General features: G+C 73.9%; 13 protein-coding genes and 3 tRNA genes. 6 read left to right on the forward strand and 10 right to left on the reverse strand.

Translation table 11 applies throughout. From position 1 onward, the window contains the following. Nucleotides 1-14: 14 nt before the first annotated feature. Both SM793_RS31810 and SM793_RS31815 read right to left on the reverse strand, forming a co-directional pair. On the reverse strand, nucleotides 15-1,415 hold the full coding sequence (locus SM793_RS31810; RefSeq protein WP_320441788.1) for a hypothetical protein: 1,401 nt from the start codon (nucleotides 1,413-1,415) through the stop codon (nucleotides 15-17). Between the two features lie 282 nt (nucleotides 1,416-1,697). After that, nucleotides 1,698-1,771, reverse strand: a tRNA-Ile gene (locus SM793_RS31815). A gap of 330 nt (nucleotides 1,772-2,101) precedes the next feature. On the opposite strand from SM793_RS31815, the gene SM793_RS31820 reads away from it, so the two are divergent. After that, nucleotides 2,102-2,848, forward strand: a complete 747-nt coding sequence (locus tag SM793_RS31820; protein WP_320441789.1) for a trypsin-like serine peptidase — start codon at nucleotides 2,102-2,104, stop codon at nucleotides 2,846-2,848. Nucleotides 2,849-3,009: 161 nt separating this feature from the next. Here the strand turns inward: SM793_RS31820 and SM793_RS31825 are convergent. Both SM793_RS31825 and SM793_RS31830 read right to left on the reverse strand, forming a co-directional pair. Continuing rightward, nucleotides 3,010-3,082 (reverse strand) — tRNA-Asn (locus SM793_RS31825). A gap of 59 nt (nucleotides 3,083-3,141) precedes the next feature. Next, nucleotides 3,142-3,214 (reverse strand) — tRNA-Asn (locus SM793_RS31830). A gap of 246 nt (nucleotides 3,215-3,460) precedes the next feature. Between SM793_RS31830 and SM793_RS31835 the strand changes: the two genes are divergently transcribed. The 4 genes from SM793_RS31835 to SM793_RS31850 all read left to right on the forward strand — a co-directional run bounded on the left by SM793_RS31835 (nucleotide 3,461) and on the right by SM793_RS31850 (nucleotide 8,597). After that, entirely contained in the window at nucleotides 3,461-3,754 is a 294-nt protein-coding gene (locus SM793_RS31835) for a hypothetical protein (protein ID WP_320441790.1), read from the forward strand. A 180-nt stretch (nucleotides 3,755-3,934) separates the two neighbouring features. Further along, nucleotides 3,935-5,368, forward strand: a complete 1,434-nt coding sequence (locus tag SM793_RS31840) for an FGGY family carbohydrate kinase (RefSeq protein ID WP_320441791.1) — start codon at nucleotides 3,935-3,937, stop codon at nucleotides 5,366-5,368. A gap of 180 nt (nucleotides 5,369-5,548) precedes the next feature. After that, nucleotides 5,549-6,955 carry a glutamate decarboxylase gene (locus SM793_RS31845; protein WP_320441792.1) on the forward strand — a complete coding sequence of 469 codons (1,407 nt, stop codon included), beginning with the start codon at nucleotides 5,549-5,551 and terminating at the stop codon, nucleotides 6,953-6,955. A gap of 451 nt (nucleotides 6,956-7,406) precedes the next feature. After that, nucleotides 7,407-8,597 (forward strand): helix-turn-helix domain-containing protein, encoded by a 1,191-nt coding sequence (locus SM793_RS31850; RefSeq protein WP_320441793.1) that lies wholly within the window; start codon nucleotides 7,407-7,409, stop codon nucleotides 8,595-8,597. A gap of 83 nt (nucleotides 8,598-8,680) precedes the next feature. Here the strand turns inward: SM793_RS31850 and SM793_RS31855 are convergent, their stop codons facing one another. The 5 genes from SM793_RS31855 to SM793_RS31875 form a co-directional block, all read right to left on the reverse strand. Further along, the gene (locus SM793_RS31855) at nucleotides 8,681-9,946 is read right to left on the reverse strand and encodes a sigma-70 family RNA polymerase sigma factor (protein WP_413816076.1); all 1,266 of its coding nucleotides are present in this window, start codon (nucleotides 9,944-9,946) and stop codon (nucleotides 8,681-8,683) included. A 131-nt stretch (nucleotides 9,947-10,077) separates the two neighbouring features. Next, nucleotides 10,078-11,982: a DNA primase gene (gene dnaG, locus SM793_RS31860; protein WP_320441795.1), complete on the reverse strand. Its 1,905-nt coding sequence runs from the start codon at nucleotides 11,980-11,982 to the stop codon at nucleotides 10,078-10,080. Nucleotides 11,983-12,064: 82 nt separating this feature from the next. Next, entirely contained in the window at nucleotides 12,065-13,381 is a 1,317-nt protein-coding gene (locus SM793_RS31865; protein WP_320441796.1) for a deoxyguanosinetriphosphate triphosphohydrolase, read from the reverse strand. A gap of 270 nt (nucleotides 13,382-13,651) precedes the next feature. Then, nucleotides 13,652-14,677, reverse strand: coding sequence for an SGNH/GDSL hydrolase family protein (locus SM793_RS31870; protein ID WP_320441797.1), 1,026 nt, complete (start codon nucleotides 14,675-14,677; stop codon nucleotides 13,652-13,654). A 142-nt stretch (nucleotides 14,678-14,819) separates the two neighbouring features. Further along, the gene (locus SM793_RS31875) at nucleotides 14,820-15,764 is read right to left on the reverse strand and encodes a PAC2 family protein (protein ID WP_320441798.1); all 945 of its coding nucleotides are present in this window, start codon (nucleotides 15,762-15,764) and stop codon (nucleotides 14,820-14,822) included. 700 nt (nucleotides 15,765-16,464) lie between these two features. On the opposite strand from SM793_RS31875, the gene SM793_RS31880 reads away from it, so the two are divergent. Next, the gene (locus SM793_RS31880) at nucleotides 16,465-17,193 is read left to right on the forward strand and encodes a GNAT family protein (protein ID WP_320441799.1); all 729 of its coding nucleotides are present in this window, start codon (nucleotides 16,465-16,467) and stop codon (nucleotides 17,191-17,193) included. Between the two features lie 130 nt (nucleotides 17,194-17,323). Here SM793_RS31880 and SM793_RS31885 read toward each other — a convergent pair whose 3' ends face one another. Next, nucleotides 17,324-18,577: an ADP-ribosylglycohydrolase family protein gene (locus SM793_RS31885; protein ID WP_320441800.1), complete on the reverse strand. Its 1,254-nt coding sequence runs from the start codon at nucleotides 18,575-18,577 to the stop codon at nucleotides 17,324-17,326. Between the last annotated feature and the right edge of the window lie 126 nt (nucleotides 18,578-18,703).

Below are 18,703 nucleotides of genomic sequence, written 5' to 3' on the forward strand. Positions count from 1 at the left end.
CTCCAGCTCCCTGCCTACTCCTGGCCGGAGATCGTCTGCACCGGCCCGGTCCATCCGAAGCGCCGAAGAACGTCCTCATAGAGGTCGGGGTACTGGCCCAGCTCCTCCACGAAGGGCTTCCACACCGTGTCGCGGTCCGCGCCGAGGTGGGCGGTCGCCTGGTAGACCTCCTCCAAGGCGTCGTTGACGCGCCGTCCCCAGCACTGGTTGTTGTCCCACCAGGCCCGCAGCACCACCGCCAGCGACTTCGTGTCCAGGAACGGCGCGCACGGCGCCACGGCGTTCCGCATCACGGAGTTCCCGGAGTCGTAGCTGCCGACCTGGCCGATGATCTCGGGCAGGTACGAGGCGTAGTAGGGGTCCGGCCGGAGCCTGATCACGTCGACCTTTGTACGGAAGTGCAGCTTCGCGAAGGCCACCTCCAGCCCGGGGAGGGTCTTCCTTATGTCGTCGTAGGTAACCAGGCCGAGCACCTTGATCTCGTTCGCCGTGAGCGATCCCACCAGCGTCCTGTCCTTCGTGCCGATCTGCACGACGCGGTCCTCGAACAGACCCCGCAGGCTCTCCGGGACCGACCTCCAGAAGGCGGGCAGGTCACCCAGCCGGGCGAGCGCCGACAGCTGCACTCCCGGCTCGGCCACCGCGAGCTTGCCCATCTGCTTAGCCATGGCCTGCTCGACCACCGTGACATCCCGATCAGCGAAGCACCGCAGACAGTCCGCCAGCCGGTCGGCGAGCACGTCCGCCGGCAGTGCGACGGTGGGCTCCTCGATCTGCAGAACAGCGTGCTTCGCTGCGAAGTCGACGACGGCGCTGCGGGCCGCCGGGCGGACGCGGTCGAAGTAGGTGTTGGTGAGGTGTCCGGCGTTCAGGAGGAAGCCGGAGTCGGCGACGTGGGCGGCGAAGCTTTCCCGTACCTTCCGGCCCTGGCTCGGCGGGTGAATCAGCACCGCGTCCAGGGCAGCCAGGAGGTGCGCACGGGCGTACTCGGCGCTCGGTTCATACAGCTCGCCGAGCGGTCGCAAGGACGGGTGGGCGCTCTGATGCCGGTCCTCCTGCAACCGTGCGAGCTGGACATGCTGAGAGGAGTCGATCAGCTCCAGCTTGAGCGCGGTGTCGAGGATGGTCCTCTCGACCTTGAGCATGATCGGGATGGCGGTCCCGCGCCTGTTCCCGTCGGTGTCGGCGGCAAGCCCTTGGGCCCGCTCGACTTCCTTGGCCAGCGCCTGGGCTTCGGGTTCGCCGTCTTCGGCCAGGACCCGCGCCTTGGCGATCAGGTCGGCGCAGACCGCAGTCCAGGTGAGGACGATCGCGGCGCGGGGGATGCCCGAGGCGTAGGCCCGGTGCCCGTCTCGGATAAGAGGGCGGACCTCGGGGTTGTGGACCCGGGTGAGGAGTTCTTCGAGGTTGTTCACAGGCGTTGCTCCTCCCCTGCCCCGGCCGGGGGGATGCCTGCCGGCTCACCTCGGCGAGAGGGCTGCTTCTCGTCGGCGGGCGCTCTATGGCGCGCTCGCGGGGTCAGCCTCTCAGATGTCCGCTCTCCTCCGCCATGTCCGCTGGATGTCCGCTAGGAGGGTGAACTTCGGCGCGGGATGAGGTGGCGGAGGGGCTGGATGCTCTACAGTTCCGATCGGATCTGTAAGCGTTTTCGCAGGTCAGCTGGTCCTTTTGTCTGACGAACCGTCACTGACCGGGTGTGGGGCGGGTGGGACTCGAACCCACGACCAAGGGATTATGAGTCCCCTGCTCTAACCGGCTGAGCTACCGCCCCGGTTCGCAGTGCGCGACGGCAGGCCGGTCGCGGCAGCAGCAGACGGCCCCGAAAGGCCGTCCCGGGCAGCATAGCCGGTCGATCACCCGTGGTGCGCGCCGGGGGCGCACACGGAGTGCGCACCGGGGCGGCCGACCCCGGCGGGCCGCCGACGGGCAGTCGGCAGGTCGGCGGCCGGACCGCGGCGGGCGCTCCGGCGGGGCCGGGTGACGGGGGGTCGGGAGTCGGGCGGGGGCAGTGGCGCGGCCGGGCCCGGCCTGGTAGATCTTGCTCTCGAACGGCGGACGCATGACCGGCGGCGCCCGCCCCCGAGGACCAGACGGAGCACCGATGCCCTCCCGCCCGGTTCGACCCGCGCGCGCGGCCCGGACGCTCGCCCTGGCGGCCCTGCTGCTGGCCGCCGCCCTCGCCTGCGGCGGGGGCGAGGAGGGCCGGACGGCCTCGGTCGCACCGCAGAACCCCGCCTGGGACCGGATCGGCACCCTGTCCGTGCGCACCTCGGAGGGCCCCAGGGCGTGCACCGCGAGCGTGGTGACGAGCCCGCGGCGCAATCTGCTGGTCACCGCCGCGCACTGCGTGCAGAGCCGCCGGATCGGCCTGCTGGACGACCTGGTGTTCACTCCCGGCTACCGGAACGGGCACTCGCCGTACGGGAGTTGGCCGGTGGAGTCGATCACCGTCGATCCGCGTTGGGAGGCCGACGACGACCCCGAGTACGACGTGGCGTTCATCACCGTACGACCGGTGGACGGCCGGGAGGTCGAGGACGCCGTCGGCGGCAACCCGCTCGGCACCGACCAGGGCTTCGGCCTGGCGGTCTCGGTCACCGGCTACCCCAACGAGCGGGACGAGCCGATCACCTGTTCGGGCCTGACGGCCTCGCAGAGCCCGACCCAGGAGCGGTTCGACTGCGGCGGCTACACCGACGGCACCAGCGGCAGCCCGTGGCTGACCACCAACGGGCGGGTGATCGGGGTGATCGGCGGCTACCAGGAGGGCGGCGCGACGCCGGAGACCTCGTACAGCGTCACCTTCGACGAGCGGGTCGCCGAGCTGTACCAACAGGCCCTCGGCTGAGCCGGGACCCCTGGGGCCCCTGGAACCCCGCCGGGGCCCGGAGCGGGAGCTCCGGCGGGCCCTCGGCGGACCCCTTCGCCGGGCGGTCCGGGCAACACGAAGGCCCCCCGGTCTACCGAGGGGCCTTCGCTCTGAGCAGTCACCGGGCGGACCCGGCGCAGCTCCCGCAATTGGACTCGAACCAATAACCTGCCGATTAACAGTCGGCTGCTCTGCCAATTGAGCTATGCGGGATCGCGGTACACAACAGCCGTACCACGTACGGGTGATGGGCCCGAAGGCCACCACCTCGGCTCCCCCAATTGGACTCGAACCAATAACCTGCCGATTAACAGTCGGCTGCTCTGCCAATTGAGCTATGGGGGATCGAGCTTCCGCTTCGGCTCCCGGTCCCCCGGGCTCCTCGGCGCTCGCTGCGGGTCATACATTAGCGCACTCGGGGGGGTGGTCCGCCAATCGCTTTCCCCGGCCGCCGCCGACCGGCCCCGCCGGGCGCGCTCCCCGCGCGCTCGGGGCCCCGTCCGTGGATGCTGGGGTCACCGACGGTTCACCGTCCCGACAGACGGGTAGGGCAACGCGGCAACAGCCGCCAGGAGAGAGTGGAATCCGACCATGTGGAAGCTGTCGTTCGGCGTCGGACTCGCAGCGGGCTACGTACTCGGCACGCGGGCCGGGCGCCAGCGGTACGAGCAGATCGCCAGGGTCACCCGACAGGTCGCCCAGAACCCCAAGGTCCAGGGCGCGACGGACAAGGCCCGCCGGCAGGCCGGCGCGGTCGCCGGGAAGGCCGCCGGGGCCGTCGCCGACAAGGTCGGCGACCGGCTGCCCGACGCCGTCACCGACCGGGTGCCGTACTTCAACCGGCCGAAGGCCGAGGACGACGCCTGGGGCACCTTCCGCCCCTGACCGTCGCCCCTGACCGCCGGGCTCGATCGTCGTGTCCGACCGTCGTGCCCGGGCGGGTTCGAAGGCCGGGCGGCACCTCGGTGGCGCCCGGCCCGACGTGGCTCCCGGGCGCGGTGTCGAACGGGCAGAACTTGCCCGGCCGGGCCGCGCCCGGACGCCCACTGAGGCATGATCTCGACTATGGCCATCGTCGCGGGGATAGACAGCTCCACCGGTCGCACCAGGATCGTCGCGTGCGACTCGGCAACCGGCGCCGTCCTGCGATCCGGCAAGGCCGAGCACCCCGCGCCGGAGGACCCGGACGCCCGCCCCGGCGAGACCGATCCGCAGCTCTGGCTGCACTCCCTCGGCGACGCGGCGGCCGGCGGCCTGCTGGAGGGCGTCCGGGCGATCGGCGTCAGCGCGCAGCAGCACGGCATGATCGGCCTGGACGCCGGCGGTGTGCTGGTCCGGCCGGCGATCCTGTGGCACGACCCGCGCGCCGGCGGCGCCGCGGCGGCCCTGGTGGACGAGCTGGGCGGCCCCGCGGCCTGGACGGCGGCGATCGGCGCCGTCCCCGGCCCCACGTACACCGTCGCCAAACTGCGCTGGCTCGCCGAGTTCGAGCCGGCCAACGCCCGGCGGGTCGCCGAGGTGCTCCTCCCGCACGACTGGCTGGTCTGGCAACTGCTCGGCCACCCCAGGCGCCGCACCACCGACCGGGGCGACGCCTCCGGCACCGGCTACTGGTCCCCGATCACCGCCGAGTACCGCCAGGACCTGGTCGAACTGGCCCTGGGCCACCAGCTGAAACTGCCGGACGTGCTCGGCCCCGCCGAACCCGCCGGCCACACCCCCGAGGGCCTGCTGATCTCGGCCGGCACCGGGGACAACATGGCCGCCGCGCTCGGCCTCGGCCTCGGGCCCGGGGACGCGGTGGTCTCGCTCGGCAGCTCCGGGACGATCTTCGCGGTGCACGAGCAGGCCGTGGTGGACGCCACCGGGCTGGTCTCCTCCTTCGCCGACGCCACCGGCCGCCACCTGCCGATGGTCGCCACCCTGAACGCCGCCCAGGTGCTGCGCTCCACCGCCGCCCTGCTCGGCCGCGACCTGGAGGGCCTCAGCGACCTCGCGATGCAGTCCTCCCCCGGCGCGTACGGGCTGGTGCTGCTCCCCTACCTGGACGGCGAACGGACGCCCGCGCTGCCGCACGCGGCCGGCACCCTGACCGGCCTGCGGGCCGAGTCGATGTCCCCCCAGCACCTGGCCCGGGCCGCCGTCGAGGGCATGCTCTGCAACAGCGCGGACGCCCTGGACGTGCTGCGCGCCCGCGGCGTCGAGGTGAAGCGGGTCTTCCTGCTGGGCGCCGCCGGACGGCTGGCGGCGGTGCGGCACGTCGCGCCGCAGCTGTTCGGCGTCCCGGTGGTCGTCCCGCCCCCGGGCGCGCACGCGGCGCGCGGCGCGGCCCGGCAGGCGGCCTGGGCGCTGGCCGGGACACCCGAGCCGCCGCGCTGGGAACTGCCGGGGGCCGTCACCGTCGCCCCGGACGCCGAGCACGACCCGGCGGTCGGTTCGGCGGTCCGCCAGCAGTACCGGGCCGCCCGCGAGCAGATCCACCCGGAGACGGCCGGCTGAGAGCGCCCGGGCCGCGAGCACCGGCGCGGGGTGCCCCGCGCCGAGGTGCCCCCCGCGGGAGCGTGGGGCGTAGGGCGCGGAACGCTCCGCGCCCGCCGCCGCAGCGGATGCGTCACCCGGCGACAGGTGGCAGCGTGGAAGGCGACCCCGGCCACCGGACGAAAGGGCGGCGGATTCGCCATGGCACTGCACAAGGGCGCCGGTGACGACCGCCGGCTGACCGTCAGCCCGTTCGTCGGCACCGCCGCCGACCCACTCGGCGGGATGGCGCTGTCACCCCCGCTCCACCGGCTCGCCGACGGCCCGGTCCCGGCCGACACGGCGTACCAGCTGATCCACGACGAACTGCTGCTGGACGGCAACGCGCGGCTGAACCTGGCGACCTTCGTCACCACCTCGATGGAGGTGCAGGGCACCCGGCTGATGACCGAGTGCCTCGACAAGAACATGATCGACAAGGACGAGTACCCGCAGACCGCCGAACTGGAACGGCGCTGCGTGTCGATCCTCGCCCACCTGTGGCACGCCCCGGACCCGGACGCCGCCGTCGGCTGTTCCACCACCGGCTCCAGCGAGGCCTGCATGCTGGCCGGACTCGCGCTCAAGCGCCGCTGGATGACCCGCAACGCCGAGCGCTACGCCGCCGGTGCCCGGCCCAACCTGGTGATGGGCGTCAATGTGCAGGTCTGCTGGGACAAGTTCTGCACCTTCTGGGAGGTCGAGGCCCGCACCGCGCCGATGGACGGCGAGCGCTTCCACCTCGGCGCCGAGCAGGCGGTGGAACTCTGCGACGAGAACACCATCGGCGTGGTGGGCGTGCTCGGCTCGACCTTCGACGGCTCCTACGAGCCGGTGGCGGCGATCTGCGCCGCGCTCGACGACCTCCAGCAGCGCACCGGCCTGGACGTGCCGGTGCACGTGGACGGCGCCTCCGGCGGCATGGTCGCGCCGTTCCTGGACGAGGACCTGGTCTGGGACTTCCGGCTGCCCCGGGTCGCCTCCATCAACACCTCCGGCCACAAGTACGGGCTGGTCTACCCGGGCGTCGGCTGGGCGCTCTGGCGGGACCACGAGGCGCTGCCCGAGGAACTGGTGTTCAGGGTCAACTACCTGGGCGGCGAGATGCCGACCTTCGCGCTGAACTTCTCCCGGCCCGGCGCCGAGGTGATCGGGCAGTACTACACCTTCCTGCGGCTGGGCCGGGCCGGCTTCCGGGCCGTCCAGGGCGTCTGCCGGGAGGTGGCCGGCTACCTGGCCGGGGAGGTCGAGGGCCTCGGCGGCTTCCGGCTGATCACCCGGGGCGACGAACTGCCGGTGTTCGCGTTCACCACCACGGACGAGGTGCCGTTCGACGTGTTCGACGTGTCGCGGCGGCTGCGCGAACGGGGCTGGCAGGTGCCCGCGTACACCTTCCCGGCGAACCGGGAGGACCTCGCGGTCCTGCGGGTGGTCTGCCGCAACGGGTTCTCCCGCGACCTCGCCGACCTGCTGCTCGCGGACCTGGAACGGCTGCTGCCGGAGCTGCGCAGCCAGCCGGTCCCGCTCAAGGACCTCGGCGTGCCGGCCCGGACGGCCTTCCACCACTGAGGCCCGCGCGGGCGGATCCCCGGCAGAGCGGATGGGCGGACGGAAGGCGGACGGCGGGCGCACCGGCCCGTGGCCACGGCGGGAAGGGCGGCTCGAGACGGCTTGAGACACCCTTCCCACCGTGCGTCCCTGCGGTCCGGGGCAGTTTCCCCCCGTGAGACTGTCTCGGACCTGTGGGGGCCAGGGAACAACGGCACCGGGGCCCAGGGGACGGCACCCGTGCGGTGGGGCCGGAGCGGCGGACCGCCCCGTCGGAAAGAACAATGCCCGACCGTCATATGAATGTTCGAGCGCCTCCCGGTGTTGTGAGACACTTCCGTCCGTCTCAGCCCCAGGACCTGGGTATTGGGACGCCGGGCCGTCGAGGTTTGAGACGCGGACACGTCACCGGGGCCCGGACCGGTTCCAGCACCGCCCACCCCGCCCGCCTCGCACGTTTGGAAGAGACCGCATGGGTTCCGCCTGGAAGCAGCTGCCCGCCGACCTGTCCGACCCTGCCAGGCGCCTCACGGAGGAGCTGCGAGCCGTCAAGGACGCGACCGGGCTGTCGCTCTCCGAACTGGCCACCCGGACCCACTACAGCCGCGCGTCCTGGGAACGCTGGCTGAACGGCAAGCGGGTCATCACCGAGCAGGCGCTCGACGCGCTGGTCGGAGCGGTCGACTGCGACGGGCCGAAGCTGCGGACGCTGTGGGAGCTGACCGCGGCGGAGGCGGCGACGGCGGGCGACACGGCGGCTGGTGACTCTCCGGCGGGTGACGCGGCGGCGGGTGACGCGGCGGCGGGTGACGCGGCGGCTGGTAACTCTCCGGCGGGCGACGCGGAGGGCGCCACGGCGGCCACCGCCACGGCCGACAGCCCGCCGACCGACGACAGCGGAGCGGACACCCCGGGCACCGACGGCACCGGGACCGGGAGCACCTCCGTCCTCACGCCCGTTCCCGCTCCCGGCCGCGCCAGGGCCGCCGACCGGCCGACCGGCCCGGTGCGCGGCCGGTCCGTGGCCCTGATCGCCGCCTCGGTGGTGGCGGTCCTGCTGCTGGCCCTCGCCGGGGTGCGGTACTTCTCCGGAGCCGACGAGGACAACGTCGGACCGACCGCCGCCACGGTGCTGACCTCCACCCCGGCGACCCCCGGCGACTCGGCCTCGCCGAGCACCTCCGCACCCGCCGTACCGGCCAACCCCGCCCCGGCGGTCCCGGCCTGCCAGGCCCTCGGCTGCGCGCACAAGGACCCCAAGGCGGCCGGCTGCGGCGGCGACGCCCGCACCCTGCTGACCACCAACATCGGCAAGGTCGTCACCTACCTCCGCTACAGCCAGAAGTGCCAGGCGGCCTGGGCCGCCATCACCGAGGGCCAGCCCGGCGACCAGGCGACCATCACGACCAGCGCCGGCGAGTCGGAGACGGCCCTGATCCACTGGGGGTACGACAACTACTCGCAGATGGTGAACGCGGGAGACCCTTCGGCCGTCCTCCAGGTCTGCGGCAAGCAGGCCCAGCCGGAGGGCGCCTCCTGCACCTCCAGCATCTCCGACCTGGCCCGGGTGGTCGCCAACACCCCGATCCCGGTCGGCCCGGCCTCCCCGCCGGCGGTCGCCGCCGACCCGGCCCCGGCCCCGGCGCCGACCCCGTCCGGCTGACCGGCTGACCGGCTGACCGGCTGACCGGCTGACCGGCTGACCGGCCGCACAATGCGCCACCGGGCGCGTCGTGCGGTCATCTGCTACTCGAGGTACCCGCGGAGCTGGGCGGCGGAGGCGTGGCTGCGGAGCTTGACCAGGGTCTTCGACTCGATCTGCCGGATCCGCTCCCGGGTCACCCCGAACAGCACCCCGATCTCCTCCAGCGTGCGGGCCCGCCCGTCGTCCAGCCCGTACCGGAGCTGGACCACCTGGCGTTCGCGCTCGCCGAGCGTGGCCAGCACCGCCTCCAGATGCTGACGCAGCAGCAGGAAGGCGGCCGATTCGGCGGGTGAGGCCGCGTCGGCGTCCTCGATGAGGTCGCCGAGCGCGACATCGTCCTCCTCGCCGACCGGGGTGTGCAGGGAGATGGGCTCCTGGGCGAGGCGGAGCAGTTCGCGCACCCGTTCCTCGGTGAGCTCCAGGGCGGCCGCGATGTCGGCCGGGCCGGGCTCGGTCCCGCGTTCCTGGAGCAGCGAACGCTGCACCCGCACCACCCGGTTGATCAGTTCGACGACGTGCACCGGTACCCGGATCGTCCGGGCCTGGTCGGCCAGTGCGCGGCTCATCGCCTGGCGGATCCACCAGGTCGCGTAGGTGGAGAACTTGTAGCCCCGGGCGTAGTCGAACTTCTCGACCGCCCGGATCAGCCCGAGGTTCCCTTCCTGGACCAGGTCGAGCAGGGTGAGGCCGCGGCCGATGTAGCGCTTGGCGACGGAGACCACCAGCCGCAGGTTGGCCTCGATCAACCGGCGCTTGGCGAGCCGGCCGATCAGTACCAGGGTGCGGAGTTCGGCGGCCAGCCGGTCGGCGGGCGGCGGTTCGCGGTGCAGTCTTTCCTCGGCGAACAGGCCGGCCTCGATCCGGCGGGCGAGGTCGACCTCCTCGGCGGCGGTGAGCAGCCGGATCCGACCGATCTCGCGGAGGTACTGGCGGAGCAGGTCGGCCGTGGGCCCGCTCGGATCGGCCGCCGGGCGCCCCGGGCCGGCCGTCTCCTCGGGATCCTCCGGCCCCTCCCGGCCGGCATCCCCGGCATCCCCGGCATTCTCGGAGTCCCCGGAGTCCCCGGAGTCCTCGTCCTCGGAGTCCCCGTGCCCCGTGCCCCCGGTGCCCTCGGGGCCGTCCGCCCCTTCGGCACCGGGGTGCCCCGGCGGGCGGCCCTGGGCGGGCACGCGCGCGCCGTCCGCGGGCGGCGCCCCCGCCCGGCCGTGGTCCTCCGGCGGGTCGGCGGTGCCGTCGTACGGCGGAGGCGGGACGAGCGGATCGGTGGTCGGCTGGGCGGTCGCGGCGAGGCCTCGGTCCACGGGCATCCCCTCTGGGGCGGGCGCGACTCTGGCGGACCCGCGCTGTACGGAGGCAGGACGCCCTCCAGTGTGCGGCACGCCACGCTCCGTGGCCGAGACTCGTGCGCGGACTTTCTGAACGGGGCCGCGATCGGACCCTAGAGGGCGGCGGAGCCGCCGCTGCGCAGGGACTGCCCGTACTGCTGGAGCTGCCACAGCTCGGTCTGCACGGCGTGCAGGTCCTCCGGGGCGGCGCGGTTGCCGAGGCGCTGGAGGTGGCCGCGGACCTCGTCGACCCGCCGGTCCACGGCCAGCAGCCGCAGCTTGACCAGGAACTCCCCCGCGTAGACGGCGTCGACCTTGCGGCGTGAGCGCACCGGTTCCACGGTCAGTTCGGTGACCAGCGAGCGCACCCGGTCGTCCGGGCAGATCTCGCGCACCACGCTGGTGAAGTCGGCCAGGGTGGCCCCGTACGCGGCGCCGCCGGCCTGGCCGATGGCCCGCCGCACGGCGGTGTAGGGCGGGGTGGGGAACTCGTCCTCGGCGTAGTTGTCGAAGGCCGGGGCGACCAGGTCCGGGTGCTGGAGGGCCAGTTTGAGCAGTTCGCGCTCGACGAACTGGGCCGGGTCGCGAGGGTTGAGCACGAAGGCGGGCCGGGCCGGGCGGACCGGCTGCGGCGGCTCGGGGCGGCGCTGGCCGTTGCCCCGGGGGTTCTGCTGGCGTTCGCGGTCCCAGCGGGCCAGTTGGGCCACCCGGCGGACCACGAACGGCTCGTCCAGGATGCCCAGCATGCCGGCCAGCCGGACGGCGTACTCGTGCTGGATGGAGCGGTCCTTGATCCTGGCGACGATCGGCGCCGCCTCCTCCAGTGCCGCCGACCGGCCCTCGGGCGTGTCCACCCGGTGCTTGGCGACGGCCGAGCCCAGCGCGAACTCGAAGAGCGGGACGGGGTTGTCGATGAGTTCGCGGACCGCCTCGTCGCCCTTGGCGAGGCGCAGCTCGCACGGGTCCATGCCGCCGGGGCTGACCGCGATGGAGGTCTTGGCGGCGAACTTCTGGTCGTCCTCGAAGGCCCGCAGCGCGGCCTTCTGGCCGGCCGCGTCGCCGTCGAAGGTGAAGACGGTCTCGCCCCGGTACTGGGAGGTGTCCATCAGCAGCCGGCGGATGATCTTGATGTGGTCCTCGGCGAAAGCGGTGCCACAGGTGGCCACGGCGGAGACGACCCCGGCCAGGTGGCAGGCCATCACATCGGTGTAGCCCTCGACCACCACCGCGCGGCCGGACTTGGCGATCTCCTTCTTCGCCAGGTCGATGCCGTAGAGCACGTTCGACTTCTTGTAGATCGGCGTCTCGGGGGTGTTGAGGTACTTCGGACCGTTGTCGTCCTCGCGCAGCCGTCGGGCGCCGAAGCCGATCACCTCGCCCGCGATGTCCCGGATCGGCCAGACCAGCCGCCCCCGGAACCGGTCGATCAGGCCGCCGCGCTGGCCCTGCGAGGCCAGGCCGCCGAGCAGGATCTCCTTGTCCGTGAAGCCCTTGCCGCGCAGGTAGCGCACCAGGTGCTCCCAGCCGACCGGGGCGTAGCCGACGCCGAAGGTCCGCGCGGACTCCTCGTCGAAGCCGCGCTCGGCCAGGAAGCGGCGGCCGATCTCGGCCTCGGGCGAGGCCAGCTGCTCCTCGTACCAGGCGGCGGCCACCTTGTGCGCCTCGACCAGCCGGGTGCGCTCGCCCTGCTGGTGGCGGGGGCTGTAGCCGCCCTCCTCGTAACGCAGGGTGATGCCGGCCTGGACCGCCATCCGCTCGACGGCCTCGGCGAAGGTGAAGTGCTCGATCTTCATCAGGAAGGCGATGGTGTCGCCGTTCTCCTGGCAGCCGAAGCAGTGGAAGACGCCCTTGGCCGGATTGACGTAGAAGGAGGCGGACTTCTCGTCGTGGAAGGGGCAGACGCCCTTGTACTCGCCGCCGCCGCCGTTGGTGAGCTGTACGTAGTCGCCGACCACGGCGTCGATCGGCAGTGCGCTCCGCACCGCCTGTACATCTTCGTCCCTGATCCGCCCGGCCACCCCGGAAGTCTACTGGGGCGGCCGGGTCGTCCGGCGGGGCCGCCCGGCACCGATCATCGGACCGGCCCGCCCGGCACCGCCGTCAGGACCCGGCCGGGCCGGTCAGCCGGGCGTGCAGGGCCAGCGCGGAAGCGTCGGTGAGGGTCGCGATCTGGTCGATCACGCTGCGCAGGGCCGCGCGGTCGTCCTCCGCCTCCTCGTACATGGCGGCGAACACCGGGTCCAGCACCTCGGGGGCGCGCCGGGTGAGGACCTCGGCCAGCTCGGCGATGACGATCCGCTGCCTGGCCCGCAGCTGGGCCTGCTCGTCGCGCTGCATGACGTACCGGACGGCGACCGCCTTGAGTACCGCGCACTCCAGCCGGACCCCGCGCGGCACCACCAGCTCGGCCCCGTAACGGGTCAGCGGACCGGGGCCGTAGCGGGCCCGGGTGGCCTGCTCGGCGGCCAGGCAGAACCGGCCGATCAGCTGGCTGGTGAGGTCCTTCAGCCCGGCCCGGGCGCGGGCGGTGCCGTCGTACGACTCGGGCCACCAGTCCTTGTCGAGCAGCCGGTCCAGGGCGTCCGCCAGCTCCTCGGGCTCGGCGTCCCGGGCGTAGCGCTCGGCGACCTTGAACAGTTCGGACCGCTCGCTCGGGGCACGCAGCGCGAGCGGGTCGATGTGGCCGGCCTGGAGGCCGTCCTCGACGTCGTGGGTCGAGTAGGCGACGTCGTCGGACCAGTCCATGACGGTGGCCTCGAAGCACTTGACCCCGGTCGGCGCACCGGCCCGCAACCAGCGGAAGACCGGCAGGTCGTCGGCGTAGACGCCGTACTTGGGCGAGGCCGGGTCGGTGGGGTGGCCGCCGGGCTGCCACGGGTACTTGGTGGCGGCGTCCAGGGCGGCGCGGCTCAGGTTGAGGCCGACGCTGCGGCCCGGCCAGGGGGCCAGCCGGGCCGGCGTCCCGTCCTGCGGGGCGAAGCGCTTGGGCTCCAGGCGGGTCAGGATCCGCAGCGACTGGGCGTTGCCCTCGAAGCCGCCGCAGGTCTCGGCGGCCTGGTCGAGCGCCTCCTCGCCGGTGTGGCCGAACGGCGGGTGGCCGATGTCGTGGGCCAGGCACGCGGTCTCGACGAGGTCCGGGTCGCAGCCGAGCGCCGCTCCCAACTCCCGTCCTACCTGGGCGCATTCCAGCGAATGGGTCAGCCGGGTGCGGGGGAAGTCGCTGCGCATCGGGGCGACCACCTGGGTGGTGCCGGCCAGCCGGCGCAGGGCGGCGGAGTGGAGCACCCGGGCACGGTCGCGCTGGAATGCCGTCCGGCCGGGGCGTTTGTCCGGTTCGGGCAGCCAGCGGGCCTCGGCGGCGCGGTCGTACGGGGTCGGGGTCGTGGCGGCGGTGAGGCGGTGCGTGGTGTCGTCCATATGCCCCTCACGGTACGCCGCGGCTCTGACACCGGAAGTGTGCCGCGCGCGACCGCGCGCGGGCCGGGGCGTGAACCCTTGGACGCCCGCCGTCGACCCTGGTTGGCGGCCCTGGTTGGCGAGCCTGATCGCCGACTCCGCGGCAGCCGCCGGAAGCCGTCCGGGCAGGGCGGACGGGGCGGAAACGGGGCGGCTGGGGCCGGAGGTAGGGGCCGGGGGCCGGGGCCGGGGGTAGGGGCCGGGGGCCGGGCCGTGGGCGTCGGGCCCCGCTCAGCCCCGCAGCGCCTTGAGGACGGCCGCGGCCGCGCCCTCCTGGCCCTTGGCGTTGGGGTGGATCGCCGCCAGGCCGTGCGTGGGGAACGGCGGCTCCACCCACCGGGCGGTCTCTCCCGCGCACATGTCGTGGCCGGCCGAGGGCCCGGTGAGATCCACGAAGACCGCCCCGGCCGCCTCCGCCCGGCGCTTGAGCATGGCGTTGAGCTGCTGCTCCTTCTCGACCAGGAAGCCGACGTCCCCGCCGGCGACGGTCGAGCCCAGCACCGGGACGCAGCTCGCCGGGTCGGCGGGCAGCAGCGCCGGGTAGCCGACCACGTAGACCCGGGCCTGCGGGGACCGCCGCTTGACCTCCTTGAGGGTCTCGCCGAGCCGCTCACCGGCGCTGTCCACCTTGCGCTGCACCTGGTCCGCGCCGTCCGCGGCCGCGTAGGAGTCCCGGCAGGGCGCCGCCGCGCGGTCCGAACCGACCAGTCCCTTGAGCGCGTCCACCAGGTTCTCCTTGGCGCACTGGCCGACGACCTCCATGAACCCGGCGTCGTTGCCGCCGATCCCGAGGGTCACCAGCCGGGTGGCCGGGGTGAGCGCGTCCAGCTGCGGCGGATTGACGCCGCCGTCGGTGCTCTGGGCGCCGGTGAGGTCGCCGGTCCTGGCGCCGCTGCAACTGACGTCGTGGAACCGCTCGCCCGCCAGACCGAGCGCCTGGGCCACCAGCGAGGGGTAGTTGACCGCCGAGCGGGCACAGCCCTTCGGCTCGCCCACCTGGGGGCTGATCTTCAGCCCCGCCGTGTAGGAGTCGCCGAGCGCCACGTACGGCCCGGTGGGCGTCGGTGGGGGCGTCGGCGTGGGCGTCGGCGTGGGTGTGGGCGCCGGCCCGGTGGCGGCGGCGCGCGGCGGCGCCGAGCCGCCCGCGGCGACGGTCTCCGCACCGGAGGAACCGGAGCACCCGGTGATCAGCACGGCGGCGAGGCCCGCGCTCAACACGCCGCCGAGCGTGCCGATCGGGCGTACGGACAGTGACACGGGAACCCCCCGGTAGGAGCCGCTGGCATTCTCCCTACGACGGCCCGTCCCCCGGGCACCGCAGTCCCCAACGGACGGGCGGGCGCGATCGCTCCCGTCCGGGGCGGGAAATTTCGGCGGCGGCGCGGGGCCGCCCGGCCGGCTACTCCGGCCCGCGCTCGTGCTCGGCCAGGAACTGCTCGAAGCGGCGGCCCAGCTCGTCCGCGGACGGCAGGTCCACCGGCTCGGCCAGCAGGCTCTCCCGGCCCTGCGAACCGGCCACCGCGTCGTACTGGCCCTCCATGCCGCGGATCGCCGAGCGGAGGTCGCTGTCGCCCTGCGCCAGCTGCTCCTCGATGTCGGCGTACACCTCGTCCACCCGCTCGCGCAGCAGCGTGCCGGGCAGCACCAGACCGGTCGCCGACTGGACGGCCTCCAGGATCAGCACCGCGGCCGCCGGGTACGCCGAGCGCGCCACGTAGTGCGGCACGTGCGCGGCGAAGCCCAGTACGTCGTGCCCGGCCTCGGCCAGCCGGTACTCCAGCAGCGCCTGGGCACTGCCCGGGACCTGCGCCTGCTCGAACCACTGCGGGTAGCCGGCCGCGAGGTCCAGCCGGTTGCCGTGCGGGGTCAGACCGACCGGGCGGGTGTGCGGCACGCCCATCGGGATGCCGTGGAAGTCGAGGGCCAGCCGGACGTCGAAACGCTCGACCAGCTGCCGGACGGCGGCGGCGAAACGCTCCCACTCGACGTCCGGCTCCGGCCCGGTGAGCAGCAGGAACGGGGAACCGGCCGCGTCGTGGAGCAGCTGCAGGAGGATCTCCGGCGGCTCGTAGGACGACCAGTGCTCGCGGTCGAAGAGCATCGCGGGGCGGCGGGCCCGGTAGTCCACCAGGCGGTCGTGGTCGAAACGGGCGACAACCTGGGGCTCACCCGTCTCCAGCAGGTGGTCGACCACCTGGGCGCCCGCCTCGCCGGCGTCCATGAAGCCCTCGAAGTGGTGGAGCAGCACCAGGCCGACACCGGTGTCCGCCAGCGCGGCCCTCGCCGCGGCCACCGCGGCCACACCCTGCTGGTCCAGCTCGTACAGCGCCTGGGGATCACGCACCGCTCACCCACACCCCGTTTCTTTCCTCGTCGCGGTTCACCGCGCACGCCCCCGCGCGGCTGCCCGCGCTGGGACTACTGCCCGGCTCTCCTCGTCCAGCGTGCGGAGTGCCGCCGGAATTCCCGCCGGACCGGGCGCGTTTCCCGGCCCCGCCGGTCGCGCGCCCCCGCGAGACCGACCGGACCATGATCGCCCCCGGCCCGGAAGACGCTGGTCAGGGGGGTGCGAACGGTCGCCGCCGCAAGCCCCGGACCAGCCTCGACGGCCATTCGTGTGCCGCGAAGTGACGCATTGCCTTCTGGCGGGTATCGTCCTCTCGCTGCCTCGCATCGTCGCGTCGTCGTCACGTCGTCCGTAACGCCGTCGATCACGACCCGGACCGGTGTTCGGCCAGTCACCCACGACGCATCTTGCCTTCACTTGGCCGCCCGCTTCCCTTCGCGCTCTCGTTTCCTCTTCGGCCATATCGCGGACGCACACTGTCCCCTCGCTCATCCCGCCGGACCGGTCCGTGGACCCGTGTCCGTTCCGGCACCGCGCTGCCCGACTCCGGGCCGTCGCTCCCCGCCCGCTCGACCGGCCTCCGGCGTGCGCGGGCACCGGTGGGCGTACTCCGGAGCGGGGCGAACCGTCCACTGCCGACCCTCGCCGCACCCCGGCGCGGGCCGGCACCCTCCGACGCCGAAGGACCGAAGGTCCCGTGCCCGTACCTGTCATCCTCACCGGCCGCACCGTGCGGCTGGAGCCCCTCGCCGCGCACCATGCCGAGGCCATCGCCAAGGCCGGCGCCGAGGACCGTACGACTTACGCCTTCACTCCCGTGCCGCACGGCCTGGAAGCCGCCCGGGAGTACATCGCGCGTGCGCTGGCGGACCAGGCCTCCGGACGGTCGCTGCCGTTCGCGACGGTGAACCAGGCCGACGGCCGAGTGGTGGGCTCCACCCGGTTCCTGGAACTCGACTACTGGCAGGGGCCGCTCGTCTGGCCGCCGGTTCCCGGCGTGCCGTTCGGCGACCCGGCCACGGCCGTCCCGGACGCCGCCGAGATCGGCAACACCTGGCTGTCCCCGCGGGCCCAGGGCACCGGCATCAACACCGAGGCGAAGTTGCTGATGCTGCGGCACGCCTTCGAGGCGTGGGGCGTGCAGCGGATCTCGCTGCGTGCCGACGCCCGCAACATGCGGTCGCGGGCCGCCATCGAACGACTGGGCGCGACCGCCGAGGGCGTCCGCCGGGCGCACTCGCGCGGGCTGGACGGGGTGGTCAGGTCCACCGCGTTCTACTCGATCCTCGACAGCGAGTGGCCCGCCGTGCGGGACATCATCGAGCTGCGGATCGCCGCCGCGACCTCGCCGAGCGCCCCGGATCCGGCGATCAACCAGGAGTGCCTCAGACAAGGTGGCGGCGCGGGGCATCTGATCACGGCCTGAGGCCGCCTCCCGGGTCCTGCCGGGCGTTTCGGGGCGCAGGTGCCTGGGATGAGCGCAGGCGCGTGGGATCTGACGGCCCGTTGGACCGAGTGTCCGGACCCGTACCTGGGTCCGGACACTCGGGCCGGGGTCAGTCCGCGACCGGCTCGCCCGTGACGGCGGCCCGCAGCAGACGGGCCAGCAGGCCGGCGCCCCGGCTCCCGTCCGCTTCGGGCGCCCGGCCGGGGCAGGCCTCGACCACGGCGGAGACCGGGCGGCGACCGGCCCGGTCCGGTACCACCGTCAGTTCCCACCGGGGGTGGCCGTCCGGACCGCAGAGCCGGAGCGTGCCCTCTTGGGTGTGCACCGCCAGGCGGCGGCCCCCGACCAGCGGCCCGGCCCCGGTGCGCAGCCGCTGCCACTGCTCGTCCGTCCACAGCACGTCCGGCACCGGGCACGGCCGCGGCACCAGCATCTCCGCGCTGCCCCGGCCGGCGGACACGCTGCCCGGTTCGGCGAAGGCCCAGACCGGCAACGGCTCCCGGGCGGCCAGCCAGGCGGCGGGGATGCCGGCCGTCCCGGTGTGCGCGGCGACCACGCCACCGGCGATCGCGGCGACGGTGTCCGCGTCCCCGCCGGCGGCCACCGCCGCCCGGATCGCCGCCGGGTAGTCGGTGAGGTGCCGGGCCGCGCACCACAGCGCGTACGGGACGGTGTCGGCGGCGCTGGTCCGGCTGCCGTTGCCGAGCACCCGCGCCACCACCGTGAGGTCCGGTTCGGCGAGCAGGGCGACCGCCTCGGTCAGGCCGTCGTGGACGGCGCCGCGCGGGGTCAGCCCGAGGACCTGCTCCAGGAAGTCCTCCGGCCCCGTCCGGGAACCGCGGGCCCGCACCGCGCAGGCGGCGGCCACCGCGACGGCGACCGCGCCGTCCACCGCCTGCGGGTGGGTATGGGTGATCAGGGCCGTCTCGACGGCCGGGCGCACCGCCTCCGCCGGGTCGGCCGCGTACGCCGCCCCGAGCGGGGCGACCCGCATCGCGGCGCCGTTGCCGTACGACCCCTGGCCGTCGAACAGCGCCGAGGCCAGCTCCCGGGCGTCACCGCCCTCCCGGACCAGTCGCAGCAGCCGGTTGGCGGCCGGGCCGTAGCCCCGGTCGAAGTCGTGCCGGCGGGCGAAGGCATGGGTGAGGTCGTACACGTCGATCGCGCCGCGCTCGGTGTGCGCGGCGTACACCGAGCACGCCATCTCGGTGTCGTCCGTCCACGGCCACGGGCCGGGCGGGGTGGTGCGGGCGGCGAGGTGGGCCCGCGCGGTGGCGGGGACGAAGAACTGCGCGCCGAGGGCGTCGCCGACGGAGAGGCCCTGGAGCGCGTCGAGCGCGGGGCCGGAGTGAGGAATCGTCATCGTGGGCACCAAGCCCACCGGCCGCACCGGTCCGGCGTCAACCCGGTTGGACGTCAACCCGGTTGGACGTCAACCCGGTTGGACGTCAACGCTGTTTGACCGGACACTCCCCGGGCGGGCGATGTT

Source organism: Kitasatospora purpeofusca (assembly GCF_034043715.1).
GTDB classification, from domain to species: Bacteria; Actinomycetota; Actinomycetes; order Streptomycetales; family Streptomycetaceae; genus Kitasatospora; species Kitasatospora purpeofusca_A.